The organism is Bradyrhizobium sp. UFLA05-108, from assembly GCF_059803455.1.
Map to the genome: position 1 here is coordinate 96,009 of NZ_JBANAZ010000029.1, position 13,318 is coordinate 109,326.

11 protein-coding genes are annotated in these 13,318 nt (G+C 64.0%); 6 read left to right on the forward strand and 5 right to left on the reverse strand.

Annotation, left to right across the window (positions count from 1 at the left end; translation table 11 throughout):
• Positions 1-68: 68 nt before the first annotated feature.
• Together SO140_RS21990 and SO140_RS21995 are read right to left on the reverse strand one after the other, a co-directional pair.
• A complete protein-coding gene (locus SO140_RS21990; RefSeq protein WP_449379555.1) occupies positions 69-839 on the reverse strand; it encodes an SDR family NAD(P)-dependent oxidoreductase in 771 nt (256 codons plus the stop codon).
• A gap of 204 nt (positions 840-1,043) precedes the next feature.
• On the reverse strand, positions 1,044-1,331 hold the full coding sequence (locus SO140_RS21995) for a hypothetical protein (RefSeq protein ID WP_449379628.1): 288 nt from the start codon (positions 1,329-1,331) through the stop codon (positions 1,044-1,046).
• 56 nt (positions 1,332-1,387) lie between these two features.
• Between SO140_RS21995 and SO140_RS22000 the strand changes: the two genes are divergently transcribed.
• The 5 genes from SO140_RS22000 to SO140_RS22020 all read left to right on the forward strand — a co-directional run bounded on the left by SO140_RS22000 (position 1,388) and on the right by SO140_RS22020 (position 9,800).
• Entirely contained in the window at positions 1,388-2,800 is a 1,413-nt protein-coding gene (locus tag SO140_RS22000) for a CoA transferase (protein WP_449379554.1), read from the forward strand.
• Between the two features lie 155 nt (positions 2,801-2,955).
• Positions 2,956-4,197 carry an efflux RND transporter periplasmic adaptor subunit gene (locus SO140_RS22005; protein WP_449379553.1) on the forward strand — a complete coding sequence of 414 codons (1,242 nt, stop codon included), beginning with the start codon at positions 2,956-2,958 and terminating at the stop codon, positions 4,195-4,197.
• Between the two features lie 57 nt (positions 4,198-4,254).
• Positions 4,255-7,371 carry an efflux RND transporter permease subunit gene (locus SO140_RS22010; RefSeq protein WP_449379552.1) on the forward strand — a complete coding sequence of 1,039 codons (3,117 nt, stop codon included), beginning with the start codon at positions 4,255-4,257 and terminating at the stop codon, positions 7,369-7,371.
• A gap of 106 nt (positions 7,372-7,477) precedes the next feature.
• Positions 7,478-8,890, forward strand: a complete 1,413-nt coding sequence (locus tag SO140_RS22015; RefSeq protein ID WP_449379551.1) for a hypothetical protein — start codon at positions 7,478-7,480, stop codon at positions 8,888-8,890.
• Positions 8,891-8,906: 16 nt separating this feature from the next.
• Complete coding sequence (locus SO140_RS22020; protein WP_449379550.1) at positions 8,907-9,800, forward strand: methylenetetrahydrofolate reductase; 894 nt, start codon at positions 8,907-8,909, stop codon at positions 9,798-9,800.
• Here the strand turns inward: SO140_RS22020 and SO140_RS22025 are convergent.
• Both SO140_RS22025 and SO140_RS22030 read right to left on the reverse strand, forming a co-directional pair.
• On the reverse strand, positions 9,788-10,750 hold the full coding sequence (locus tag SO140_RS22025; RefSeq protein ID WP_449379549.1) for an amidohydrolase family protein: 963 nt from the start codon (positions 10,748-10,750) through the stop codon (positions 9,788-9,790). The two genes, SO140_RS22020 and SO140_RS22025, sit on opposite strands and share 13 nt — an antisense overlap.
• Before the next feature lie 49 nt (positions 10,751-10,799).
• Entirely contained in the window at positions 10,800-11,357 is a 558-nt protein-coding gene (locus tag SO140_RS22030; protein ID WP_498543084.1) for a P-loop NTPase family protein, read from the reverse strand.
• Between the two features lie 93 nt (positions 11,358-11,450).
• On the opposite strand from SO140_RS22030, the gene SO140_RS22035 reads away from it, so the two are divergent.
• On the forward strand, positions 11,451-13,049 hold the full coding sequence (locus SO140_RS22035; protein ID WP_449379547.1) for an FAD-binding oxidoreductase: 1,599 nt from the start codon (positions 11,451-11,453) through the stop codon (positions 13,047-13,049).
• A gap of 87 nt (positions 13,050-13,136) precedes the next feature.
• Here the strand turns inward: SO140_RS22035 and SO140_RS22040 are convergent.
• The coding region (locus SO140_RS22040) for a hypothetical protein (RefSeq protein ID WP_449379546.1) at positions 13,137-13,318 on the reverse strand (182 nt) is incomplete at its 5' end.

Genomic DNA, 13,318 nt, shown 5'->3' on the forward strand with positions numbered 1-13,318 from the left:
CTCTGCGAAGCGACCACTGTCTCTGGAATACTGGATCGCCCGGTCAAGCCGGGCGATGACAGTGTCCCTCAGAAATTCACCCGGTTCGAGATTCCGCCGTCCACGACGAGATTTGAGCCCGTCGTGAACGACGACACCGGGCTTGCCAGAAAAACCGCGGCGTTCGCGATTTCCTGCGGCGTGGCCATGCGTCCCGTCGGATTGCGGGCGAGCGTATCCTCGAAGAGTTTGGGCATATTCTGTTCGGCCATGTTCCAGACGCCGCCCTTGAAATAAACGGTGCCGGGCGACACCACGTTGACGCGGATCTTCTTCTTGGCGTGTTGCCGCGCCAATCCCTTGGCCATGTGGATCAGTGCCGCCTTGATCGGGCCGTAGGAGCTCGCCTGGTTGGCCTGCGCCGCCGACACCGACGAGATGATGACAAAGGCCGCATCGCCGCTTTTTTCGCTGCTCGCTTCGAGGAACGGTCGCGCGGCATCGAACGCATGCACGGCGCCAAGCACGTCGAGCCGGAAATTCTGCTCCCATGAGGCGATGTCGTTGCCTTGCGCCATGGCGCCGGCGTTGGAGAACAGCATGTCGATGCCGCCGAGTTCCCTGGCGACGCCGTCGATCCAGGATTTCAGGACCGCTCCATCGGTCACATCGACCGCGCTGCCTGTCGCGCGTACGCCGGTCGCTTTCAATTCGGCCACGGTGGCCGCGACCTGCTCGGCGTTGCGCGCGCACACCGCGACGTTGGCGCCTTCACCGGCCAGCGTCGTCGCAATCGCCCGCCCGATGCCGCGCGTGCCGCCCAGCACGACGGCGCTTTTTCCTTTGAGACCGAGATCCATTGTTGGCTCCTTTTTGTTGGTCGCATGGACTCTAGTCGTTCACGCGACAATGTTGAATTGGTTCTCGACGTCGTAACCCGCGAAAGCGAGGTATCCGGTGCGCCGCGACTTCGCAGTTCTATTACCGGCGTCTCTGGAATACTGGATCATCCGCTTTCGCGGATGATGACAGCGCGCAAGACGGCCGGAGCACAGCTTCACCTCTCACTCCGGCGACGCGCCCACCGGCGGGCCGCCGGGCGGGCGGTGCAGGAAGGTGAGCGATGCGTAGGCGCCGATCCATGAGCCGATGGCGGCGAAGGCGACGTAAGTCGCGTTTTCGGTGTAGCTGATCACGGCGTAGGAGGAGAGCAGGTACCAGATCGCGCTCCAGGTCGCCGCCGGCACGCGCTTGCGCGCCACGACCGCAGAGGTAAACATGACGTAGACCGCGTCGGTGGCGGCGGTCGCGAGCAGTACGGCACCCGCGGTGAGGGGATCGATGGCAGCCATTGCAGTCCTTTCCGTGCTCATGCGATGCTGCCGAAATTATCGGGAGAGCAATCGCCATGCAAAGCCCTGCCGACATTCTCAGGGACATCTGGACCTCCGCGGGCGGCGACGCCGCTGCGCTCGCGCGCGTGCGGCTGAGCGGCGAGGAGCCGCAAATCCCGTCCTCATTCCGCGTCGCGGCGGCAGGCCAGGTCAGCATCGCCGCGGCGGGCCTTGCAGCCGCCGAAATCTGGAGGCAGCGCACGGGCGAGGCGCAGGACGTCGCGGTGGACATGCGCCATGCCGTCGTCGAATGCCGCTCCGAACGTTATTTGCGTGTCGACGACAAGCCGCCGCCACCGGCCTGGGACGCGATCGCAGGAATCTACAAGACCGGCGACGGCCGCTTCGTCCGCTGTCACACCAACTTCCCGCACCATCGCGACGCCGTCTGCAAGGTGCTCGGCTGCGAGGCAGAGCGCGACAAGGTGCAGGCCGCGCTGATGCAATGGAAGGGCGAGGATTTTGAGACCGCGGCCTATGCTGCGGGCGGCGTCGTTGCGCTGATGCGTTCATATGACGAATGGTCTGCACTGCCGCACGCGCGAGCACTGGCCGAGCTGCCGCTCGTCTCGATCGAGAAGATCGGCGAAGCGCCGCCAAAGCCGTGGCCCAAGCTTCGGCCGAAAGGCGACCGCCCGCTCGCGGGCCTGCGCGTGCTCGATCTGTCCCGCGTCATCGCCGGGCCCGTTGCGGGCCGTACGCTCGCCGTCCACGGCGCCGATGTGCTGCTGGTGTCCGGCCCCGAGCTGCCTGGCATTCCATGGCTCACCATCGACACCGGGCGCGGCAAGCTCACGACCTTCATCGAGTTGAAAAGCGATGCGGGCCGCACGAAGCTCCGCGCGCTGCTTGCCGAGGCCGACATCTTTTCGCAAGGCTATCGCCCGCGCTCACTCGCCGCGCTCGGCTTCGCGCCGGAAGATGCCGCGCGCATCAATCCCGGCATCGTCTATGTGACGCTCTCGGCCTATGGTCATGCTGGTCCCTGGGCGGAGCGGCGCGGCTTCGACTCGCTGGTGCAGACCGCGACCGGCTTCAACCACGCGGAGGGGCAGGCCGCCGGCATCGACGGACCGAAGGAATTACCGGCGCAGATGCTCGACCACGCCACCGGCTATCTGATGGCCTTCGGCGCGATGATGGCGAAGGCACGTCAGGCCTGCGAGGGTGGTAGCTGGCACGTGCGCGTATCGCTGGCGCAAACCGGGCGCTGGTTGTGGAATCTCGGTCGGCTCGCGGACGGTTTGAAGACCCCGGATCTTCCGGGGGCGGCTGTACATCCTGCGTTCATAAAGGCCATGCCATCCGGTTTCGGAACGTTGAAAGCGGTCAGCCATTCGGCGATGCTGTCGAAAACCCCGGCCGATTGGCTGCGTCCGGCAATGCCGCTCGGCAGCCATACGCCGGAATGGCCGAGCCGTGGCTGACACGAAGCTGACACAGAACTGACGTCGCAAAATTTTAACGCAAACCGAAAGGCGACCCGCGTTTTTTAGGTTGTCTGAAATCTCAATTCGGCACTATTAGCGCGATCGATGAGGCAGTCATTTTGCTGAAATCATCGCGAGAATGACCAGGCCCCATGTTAGTCAAAAATACCAAGCAATTGCAGGTATTTACCAAGCAACGGCTGATTGCGTCCGTAGTTTTACTGACGCTCGCCGGCGGCGCCTATGCCTACCTCTATGCCGGGGGCAAGGAAAAGAACCATTCGGAAGTCTCCAGCCAATCGCGCAAGAACGCGCAGAACTTCACGCCGACGCCGTCCGAATGGGCGACGCTGTCGATCGAGCCCGTGAAGCAAAAGACCTTCCGCGCCGAATATGTCACCGAGGGCAAGGTCGCGGTCGACGAGGACCGCTCGACGCCGGTGTTCTCGCCCTATGCCGGGCGGGTGACCAAGCTGCTCGTGAAGCCCGGCGAGAGCGTCAAGCAGGGCCAACCGCTGTTTATGATCGAGGCCGCCGACACCGTGCAGGCCCAGAACGATTTCATCACGGCGATCACCTCGCAGAACAAGGCAAAATCGGCGCTCGAGCTCGCTGACATCCAGTTCAAGCGCGCCAAGGATCTCTATGAGGGCCACGCCGTTCCGCTGAAGGACTATCAGCAGGCGGAAGCGACGCAAGTGCAGGCGCAGAACGACATGCGCTCGTCGGTGACCGCGCTGGAAGCCGCGCGCAACAAGCTGCACATCCTCGGTTTCACCGACGAATCGATCAAGGCCTTCCAGGACAAGGGCAGCATCAATCCGGAGATCACGATCTACGCGCCGATCTCGGGCACGGTCGTGCAGCGCAAGATCGGCCCCGGCCAGTATGTCAGCGCGGGCGCCAGTGATCCGGTGTTCGTGATCGGCGATCTCTCGACCGTCTGGCTCACGGCCTTCGTGCGCGAGAGCGATGCCGCCTCCGTCTGCGTCGACCAGGACATTACCGTGAACGTGATGGCGCTGCCGGGCCGTCCCTTCACCGCCAAGATCAATTACGTCGCCGCTGCGATCGACCCCAACACCCGCCGCCTTCTGGTCCGCGCCACCATCGACAACAAGGAAGGCCTGCTCAAGCCGGAGATGTTCGCCAACGTGACGATCTATTCGGCTGGCGGTCGCGGGGCGCCAGCCGTGCCGAAGCAGGCACTGATTTATGAAGGTGACCAGGTCCGCATCTGGGTCGCGCGCGAGGACAAGTCGGTCGAGTTGCGCCAGATCAAGATCGGCCTCGTCAACGGCGATCTCGTCGAAGTCACAAGCAATCTGAAACCGGGCGAACAGATTGTAACCAAGGGCAGCCTGTTCATCGATCGCGCGGCCTCTGGCAGCTAGCGCATGATCATGCGCCGTCAAAACTGCCGCTAGCGCACAGCGAAAAACTGACCTGTAATGGATCGTCTCGTCGCCCTTGCCGTCAATCGCCGCTACCTGATGGTCGGCATGTTCGTCGCCGTACTGATCGGCGGCCTGATCGCGTTCAACCAGCTCAATATTGAGGCCTATCCCGATCCGACGCCGCCGATGGTCGACATCGTGACGCAGAGCCCGGGCCTGTCGGCCGAGGAGATCGAGCGCTACATCACGATCCCGATCGAGACCCAGGTCGCGGGCCTGAAGAACCTGACGACCATCCGCACCATCTCGCTCTACGGACTGTCCGACGTCAAACTCCAGTTTTCCTTTGCCTACACCTATGACGAGGCGCTCCAGCAGGTCTTGAACCGCCTGGCGCAGCTCGCGCCGCTCCCCGGCAACGTGCAGCCGCAGATCTCGCCGCTGAGCCCGATCGGCGAAATCTTCCGCTACCGCCTGGTCGGCCCGCCGAACTACAGCGTGCTCGACCTGAAGACGATCCAGGACTGGATCCTCCAGCGCCGCTTCCGCGCCGTGCCCGGCGTGATCGACGTCACCGGGTGGGGTGGCAAGACCAAGACCTACGAGCTCCAGGTCGACTTCAACAAGCTGATGGCCAATGGCCTGACGCTGCCGCAGCTGCTCCAGGCAGTGAGCAATTCCAACGTCAATGTCGGCGGCAACACCGTCAACATAGGCTCGCAATCCGCCGTGGTGCGCGGCGTCGGCCTGATCCGCTCGATCGATGACCTCGCCAACACCATGGTGGCGCAGACCGGTGGCAACCCGGTGCTGGTCAAGGACGTCGCGACCGTCACCGTCGGCGAGAAGCCGCGGCTCGGCATCGCCGGCCTCGACGATAGCGACGACATCGTGCAGGGCATCGTGCTGATGCGCCGCGGCGAGCAGAGCACGCCGACCATCAAGCGCGTCGAGCAGCTCGTTGCCCAGATCAACAATTCAACCATCCTGCCGCCCGGGGTGCGCATCGAGCGCATCTACGACCGCAAGGACCTGATCGACCTCACCACTCACACCGTGCTGCACAACATGGTGGTCGGCATTTTGCTGATCGTGCTGTTGCAGTGGATCTTCCTGGGGGATTTGCGCAGCGCATTGATCGTCGGCGCCACCATTCCGTTCGCGCTGTTCTTCGCCGTGATCATTCTGGTGCTGCGCGGAGAGTCGGCCAACCTGCTATCGGTCGGCGCGATCGATTTCGGCCTGATCGTGGACGCGACCGTCATCATGGTGGAGGCGATCTTCCGCCGCCTGACCCAGACCACGCCGCTTTCCGAACTCGAACATGCCTCGCCCGAGACGCTGTTTGGCATGAAGAGCCATGCCATCCTGTCGGCCGCCGCCGACGTGTCGCGCTCGATCTTCTTTGCCGCCGCGATCATCATCGCGGCCTTCCTGCCGCTGTTCACGCTCTCCGGCGTCGAGGGCAACATTTTCGGCCCGATGGCGCGCACCTATGCCTATGCGCTCGCCGGCGGCCTGCTTGCGACCTTTACCGTTACTCCCGCGCTCTCCGCGATCATCCTTCCCGCGCATGTCGAGGAAACCGAGACCAGAGTCATGCTGCTCCTGCACCGGATCTACACGCCGGTGCTGCATTGGGCGGTCAGCAACCGCAATATCGTGCTGGGCGGCGCCATCGGCCTCGTCGTCATGACGCTCGCGCTCGGGCGGCTGCTCGGTCTCGAATTCCTGCCTAAGCTGGAAGAGGGCAATCTCTGGATCCGCGCGACGCTGCCGCCGACCATCTCGCTCCAGGAGGGCAATACCTACGTCAACGAGATGCGCAAGCTGATCCGCGCCCGTCCGGAGGTCGAGTCCGTGGTGTCGCAGCACGGCCGTCCCGACGACGGCACCGACGCGGCCGGCTTCTTCAACGCCGAGTTCTTCGCACCGCTCAAGCCCGCGAGCGAGTGGCCGGGCACTCACGACAAGGAAGAGCTGACCGCGCAGCTCCTCAAGCAGCTCGACGACCACTTCCCGGGCGTCGAGTTCAACTTCTCGCAATATCTCCAGGACAACGTCTCCGAAGCCGTCTCGGGCGTGAAGGGCGAGAACTCGATCAAGCTATTCGGTAGCGACCTCAAGGCGCTGACTGACACTGCCAACAAGATCAAGTCGGTGCTGTCGACGGTGCAGGGCGTCACCGACCTTGCGGTGTTCACCTCGCTCGGACAGCCGACGATCCAGATCGATATCGATCGCGCCAAGGCCGCGCGTTACGGCTTGGCGCCCGGCGACATCAATGCCACCATCAAGGTCGCGATCGGCGGCGACACTGCGGGCGACCTGTACGAGCCGGGCTCGGACCGCCATTTTCCGATCATCGTTCGCCTGGCGCCGGAATACCGCAAAAGCGCCGAGGCGATCCAGAATCTGCGCATCGGCGCGCCCGGACCGAACGGCACTGTCACGCAGATTCCCCTGAGCGAGGTCGCCACGATCAGCCTCGTCTCGGGCGCGGCCTATATCTATCGCGAGCAGCAGGAGCGCTATTTGCCGATCAAGTTCTCGGTGCGCGAGCGCGACCTCGGCAGCGCGATCCGCGAGGCGCAGCAGAAGATCGCCGAGCAGGTGCAGTTGCCGCCGGGCTCGCACATGGAGTGGGTCGGCGAGTACGGCAACCTCCAGGATGCGATCCGGCGGCTGTCGATCGTGGTGCCGATTTCGCTGGCGCTGATCGGCATCCTGCTCTGGTTCAATTTCGGCTCGATGACCGACACGCTGCTCGCCATGAGCGTGATCCCGATGGCGATCTTCGGCGGCGTGCTGGGTCTCTTGATCTCCGGCACGGCGTTCAGCGTCTCGGCGGCGATCGGCTTCATCGCGCTATTCGGCATCGCCGTGATGGATGGCATCATCATCATCTCGCAGTTCAACCAGCTCATCGAGGAAGGCCTTGACCGCATGACGGCGGTGGTGCGCACCGGCGAGTTGCAGCTCCGCCCGGTGCTGATGACCTGCGTGGTCGCCGGCGTCGGGCTGCTGCCGGCCGCGCTATCCGAGGGCATCGGCTCGCAGGTGCAAAAGCCGCTCGCGGTCGTCGTCGTCACCGGCATGATGCTGGCGCCGGTGGTGATCCTGGTGACGCTTCCGGTCCTGATCTCGTTCTTCTCGCGTCGCGCCCGCTGATCCCTGTGGGCATGTGCCCACAAATCCTGCCCACTCGGTTTGTGGTTGACGAAATCGCCCGGCGTTCCTTGATTAGAGGCAAGGGCAACCGCGGGAGAGACGAGCCATGCGGATGGAGGAACACGCGGGCAGGGGAGCCGCCACGGCGGAGCAGATCCTGGGCGAGATCCGGGATTACTGCCGCGCGACCAGAACGGCGGAATCGACCTTCGGCAGGCTCGTCGTCAACGACGGCAAGCTGGTGTCGCGCCTGCGCGACGGCGCCAGGATCACGACCGGCACGCTCGACAAGGTGCGCGCCTATCTCAGCGAGCACCGGCCGGAACGGTCGGGCAGCGCCGCGACCGTCGCGGTGAAGGCGACCAATGGCGTGGCTCCCGTGCTCGAGGTCGCGCCGCCCGGCTTCCGCTTCTTCGACAATAGGCAGAAATATCTGCTGTTCGTCTCCACCTGTAGCGAGAAGACGGAGGTCGCCAACCGGATCTCGCTGGAAATCTCCAATCTCCAGCCGGCACCGCCGGCGCTCAGGCTGTTCGACGCCGGTTCCGGCGATGGCACCGTGCTGTCGCGGGTGATGCGCGCGCTGCATGCGCGCTTTCCGGCGATGCCGCTCTATGTCGTGGCCAAGGAGATCTCCTACGAAGACGTTCGCATGATGCTGGAGAAGATGGCCGACCGCCTGTTCGAGCATCCAGCGACCGTGCTTGTCGTGACCAACCTTTATTACGGTGAAGCGCCCTGGCTGACGCCGCGCTCGGCGACCGCGGCGCAAGGCTTGCTCTGGAAGGACGCCGCGCTCCAAGGCAACACCGCGCACGGCTTTGCCGAGCAGATCAGCGAGCTCGAGCCCTTCCTCGCCGAGAACTGGCGCGCCGGGATCAGCCCGAAGACCGGCAATCCTGTCTATGTGCGTCCGGTGATTCTGACGCTCAGGCGCGAGGATCATTCCTTCCTGCTCGATCCGATCATGCCGCGTCCCGGCCGCGTGATGGCGGACTACGATCTCGTCATCGCCTCGCAGCCCTATCGTGCCCGCGCCAGCGTCGCGTTCAAGGCCTCGAAGGTCGTAACGCCGCTGGTGCGGTCATTACGTCCCGGCGGCCGTCTGATCGGCATCCATTCCCACGGCCGCGATCCCGGGATGGAGATCATCGACCAGGTCTGGCCCGGCGATGATCCCTTTGACACGGATCGTTACGCGATCCTGCGCCAGGTCAAGCACGAACTCGGCTCGGCGGCGCGGCACTTCAATTTCAATGCTTCGTCGGATGCGCGCGCGATCTTCCGCTACCGCATGCACACGCTGCCGGATGAAGTCTCGGGCCCGATCGGGACCTCGACACTGTTCGCGGCCTGGAACGCGGCGATCTATGTCGCGCAGATCGAGGACGACAGGCTGTCCGAGGTCGTGCGCGACGGCCGCTATCTCGAGGCCACCGATCGCGTGGTGAGAAAACATGGCGGACTCTGGTTCAACGACGAGACCTATGTGATCTCGCGCCGTCGGGCGCCTGCGTGAACGATCGGAGCACGCGATGACGATGACGCTTGAACAGCTCGAACAGTCCCTATCCGGCGATCTCGCCGTGCTGCTGCCGAAGGCGTCGGTGGAAATCTCCTCGCGCGGACACCAACTCGACGAGCTGCGCCAGCAATTTGCGCCGGGCATCGATGTCAGCATCACCTTCCTGCCGGGGGACCACTACCAGCACAATGTCGAGACCGCAGCCAGGCTGCGCCGCGCCGGATTCAACCCGGTGCCGCACATCGCCGCGCGCGAGATCGCCTCGCGCGAAGCGCTGGACGATTTCTTCCGCCGGCTGCGCGGCGAGACGGATGTCCACCGCATCCTCCTGATCGCCGGCGATCTCGCCACCGCCAAAGGGCCGTTCAGGTCGAGCCGTGATGTCGCCGCAAGCGGCCTGATAGAGACGCACGGCTTCTCGCGCGTCAGCGTCGCGGGCCACCCCGAAGGACATCCTTACCTCGACACGGCGCAGACGACGAGATCGCTTGCGGCGTGGCGCGAGTGGGGCAGGGAGCGGCAGATCGCGCTCGATATCGTCACGCAATTCTGCTTCGAGGCCGCGCCGATCCTGAATTGGCTGGGCGAGCTTCGCATCGCGGCCATCGATCTTCCCGTGGTGATCGGCCTCGCAGGTCCCGCGAGCCCCGGCACGCTGATGAAATTTGCGCTCCGTTGCGGTGTCGGCAATTCGATCCGTGCGGTTCGCAACCAGATCGGCCGCCACGGCCGGCTGCTCACCGAGACCGGGCCGGACGAGGTCGTGCGTGGGCTCGAGACAGCACCGAAGGCCGTGACGTCGCCGGTCAGCGGCTTCCATTTGTTCCCGTTCGGCGGTCTTCGCAAGTCAGCGCGCTGGCTGAACGAGCACGCCAGCGTGTCCGACGCCTGTCAGAACCGGTAAAGCTGCGCCGGATTGTCGACCAGGATCTTCCTGCGGATGCCTGCATCCGGCACCCAGACCGGCAGCTGGTTCAGCAGGCGGCCATCGTCGATCTGATAGAGCGGCGCGATGTCGGTGGCCTTTCGTCCCTCCACATGGCTGGAGTCCGGATGCGGCCAGTCGGTGCCCCACACGATGCGATCGGCATTGGCCGCGATCAGTGCGCGGGCGAACGGCACCATGTCCTGGTAATCCGGCGTGAGCTTCGACGAGCGATAGGCGCCGGAGATTTTCACATAGGCCTTGCCGGATTTCACGAGTTCGAGGAGGTCGGAAAATCCGGGCTGCTCCAGCCCTAGCGATGCCTCCAGGCCGCCGAAATGATCGAACACCGCCGGCACGGGCGCAGCCGACACGAGGTCCTTGATCGCGGAGATCATCGGCAGTGTGGTGTAGAGCTGGACATGCCAGCCGCGCGACTTCATGCGTTCGACGGCGGCCGTGAAGCGTGCGCGCCCGACATTGGGATCGCTGATGCCGCCGGTTGCCAGATTAATGCGGATGCCGCGGAAGCCGTCCTCTCCCATCGCATCGAGCTGGGCTTCCGTCGTCTTGTCGTCGATCACGGCCACCCCCCGTGCGGTCGCGCCGCGGGCCTTCATGCCGAACAGGGTGGACGAGTTGTCGGTGCCGTAGACGCTCGGCGTCACGATCACCACGCGCTCGATATGCAGCGCCTTGTGCAGCGCCGCCATCTCCTCTGGCGACGCCGGCTCCGGCGTATAGACGCGACCCGCGAAGAAGGGAAATTTCGCGGGATCGCCGTGGATGTGGGTGTGGCAGTCGCAGGCATGGGCCGGGACGTCGAAATTGACTGATGTCGACGGCTGCGACGCCCGGGCATGGGCTTTGCTGGTCATGGTGACTCCGGCAGCCAGGGAGGCGAGCACAACGCTTCGTCGGGTGAGCATGGTTGTCTCCTTGCTTCGTTGTTCCGAGAACGTCGGTGACGATATCACATCAGCCCGGCGATCGCCGCGCGTCGCTGCATAGCTGCTCGACGAGTTCTGCAATCGGCCGCGCGCCATCGACGCGCAAGACCGGGCAGGGCAAGCCCGCAAGCCACGCTTCATGCTTCGCGAGACTGCGGCCTTCACGCTCGCCCGTCTCGTAGTGCGCGGCCCATTCGATAAAGGCTTCGGTTTCCTCGTGGCGCCAGCCATCGGGCGCCACCGCATCAGCGCCGAAATGCGCGGCCTCGCGGGCGCGCAGGCGCGTCAGCCGCACCTCGCGCGGCGTGATCACGAACACGACGAGATCAAAGAACGGGATGAGCGCGTCGCCCCAACCGGTGACGGATCCGCTCAGCACCCAATCAAGACGTGGCAGGAACATTTCGCGCATGAGACGCAGGCGCTCGGGCATGGGGCGAAGCGTCTGGTAGGGCGGTGCCTTCGGCAGCCAGAAATAATCGTCGCTGTCATGATGCGGAAGCGCAAGCCGATCGGCAAGCGCCCGGCCGAGCGTCGTCACGCCGGAGCCTGACGCTCCCGTCAGATGAACGCGGCAGCTTTTCATGGTCACGTCCCGATAACGGCTTGAACCAGGTGGCCAGCGGTTTGACTAATGATCCGCGCTCCCGGATCATCTGTCTCCCACCGGAATCACTTTATGCAAAAATCCTTTGGCAAATTCAAAGCGGGCGTCTCGGCCGCCGCTGTCCTCGTCGCGCTGTTCGGTGTCTATGGCTTCCGCAAGATTCAGGCGCTGGCGGCCGATCCAGCCGGTCCAAAGGACTGCCGTGCCGCGGATGACATCGGCGAGCGAGGCAGGATCGACCTTGAAAAGGTGAGGGCGATCGCGCCGCTTCAGGGCGTGAAGTGGTCCCAGCTCGGCGGCAGCCTCAATGATGCGAGCTGCCTCAACCGCACCGAAATCTACGGCATGGTTGAGGTGCATACCGTCGATGATATTACAAAAACTCTCGCCTTCGCGCGCGAAAACAAGCTGCCGGTGACGACGGCTGGCGTGCGCCACTCCATGGGCGGCCAGGCCTTTCGCAGGGGAGGCATCGTGCTGGACATGCGCAATTTCAACCGCATCACGCTCAACGAAGCGGCGCGCAGCGTCACCGTGCAGCCGGGCGCGACATGGCATGACATCCAGATCGCGCTGCATCCGCGCTTTGCGGTGCGCGCGATGCAGTCGACCGACATCTTCAGTGTCGGCGGTTCGATCTCGGTCAATGCCCACGGCATGGACCATCAAGCCGGCGCGCTGGCCCGCTCGATCAAGACGATGAAGGTGATGCTGGCCGACGGCTCGATCCAAAGCGTCTCGCCGACCGAGAACCAGGAGCTGTTCAACCTCGTCGTCGGCGGTTATGGCCTGTTCGGCGTCATCGTCGAGGCCGAGCTCGATATCGCCGACAACACGGTCTACCAGACCGGACGGCGCGTGCTCGACTACAAGGCCTTCCCGGCGCTGTTCGCGGGCGAGATCGAGAAGGACACCAATGTCGGCCTGATGTACGGCCACCTCTCGACCGCGCCGAGCAGCTTCTTGCAGGAGATGCTGCTCTACACCTACACCAAGGTCGACGGCAGCGATTTCGCGATCGAGGAGCTCGGCGAGGTCACCAGCACGAAGCTCAGGCGGCTCACGATCAACCTCTCCAAGCAGGGGCCGTTCTTCCAGGAGCTGAAATGGCTCTCGGAGAAGCACATCGAGCACCGGATGGAGACCTGCACGGTCACCCGCGCCAAGGCGATCGCCTCGGGCGAAGCCTGTCTCGTCAGCCGCAACAATCCCATGCACGACTCCGTGCCGTACCTGCGCAATGCCTTGCAGGACGAGACCGACATCCTCCACGAATACTTCATCCCGCGCAAAAACTTCGTCGCCTTTGTCGACGGCATGCGCAGGATCATGCTCGACAACAAGACCAATCTCCTGAACGCCTCCGTCCGCGTGGTGCACAAGGAGGAGAACTTCCTCACCTATTCGCCGGAGCCGGCGTTCTCATTGGTGCTCTACATCAACCAGCCGACGGACGATGAGGGCAACCGCCGCATGAAGAAGGTGACGGAAGAGCTGATCGACCTCACCATCGCCAACCAGGGGCGCTTCTTCCTGCCGTACCAGCTCTATTATTCACGCGACCAGCTCGAGAAATCCTACCCGCAGATCGACGACTTCTTCGCCGCCAAGCGCAAGTACGACCCGGCCGGTCTCTTCACCAACACGATGTATCAGAAATACGGCTCGTAAGGCACGATCCGGACAAGTGTTCAGCAGTCTTCCCTCGCGACAAACGCGGAACACGTTTGCGCGGAGATCGTGCTCCGCAAATAAAGCCTACCAGGCCGTGTACTCATAACCGTCGGTGAAACCAACGAAGGCTACGTCCGCTTTCGCGCGGTTAGCGACCAAGTTCGTGCGGCCGCGCAACATGTCGCAAAGGGCCGATTCCGTTGAAAAAGGGCGGCAGTAATCCGATGTATTGGCGTCAGCGGCGATGCGGCCGAGCGGCTGTGTCG

Bases quoted from the DNA above. Each gene is read 5' to 3' on its own strand.
- SO140_RS22000 (WP_449379554.1), top strand. From the start codon at position 1,388: ATGCAAAGCCCTGCCGACATTCTCAGGGACATCTGGACCTCCGCGGGC.
- SO140_RS22030 (WP_498543084.1), bottom strand. From the start codon at position 11,357: ATGAAAAGCTGCCGCGTTCATCTGACGGGAGCGTCAGGCTCCGGCGTG.
- SO140_RS22010 (WP_449379552.1), top strand. From the start codon at position 4,255: ATGGATCGTCTCGTCGCCCTTGCCGTCAATCGCCGCTACCTGATGGTC.
- SO140_RS22035 (WP_449379547.1), top strand. From the start codon at position 11,451: ATGCAAAAATCCTTTGGCAAATTCAAAGCGGGCGTCTCGGCCGCCGCT.
- SO140_RS21990 (WP_449379555.1), bottom strand. From the start codon at position 839: ATGGATCTCGGTCTCAAAGGAAAAAGCGCCGTCGTGCTGGGCGGCACG.
- SO140_RS21995 (WP_449379628.1), bottom strand. From the start codon at position 1,331: ATGGCTGCCATCGATCCCCTCACCGCGGGTGCCGTACTGCTCGCGACC.
- SO140_RS22015 (WP_449379551.1), top strand. From the start codon at position 7,478: ATGCGGATGGAGGAACACGCGGGCAGGGGAGCCGCCACGGCGGAGCAG.
- SO140_RS22020 (WP_449379550.1), top strand. From the start codon at position 8,907: ATGACGATGACGCTTGAACAGCTCGAACAGTCCCTATCCGGCGATCTC.
- SO140_RS22025 (WP_449379549.1), bottom strand. From the start codon at position 10,750: ATGCTCACCCGACGAAGCGTTGTGCTCGCCTCCCTGGCTGCCGGAGTC.
- SO140_RS22005 (WP_449379553.1), top strand. From the start codon at position 2,956: ATGTTAGTCAAAAATACCAAGCAATTGCAGGTATTTACCAAGCAACGG.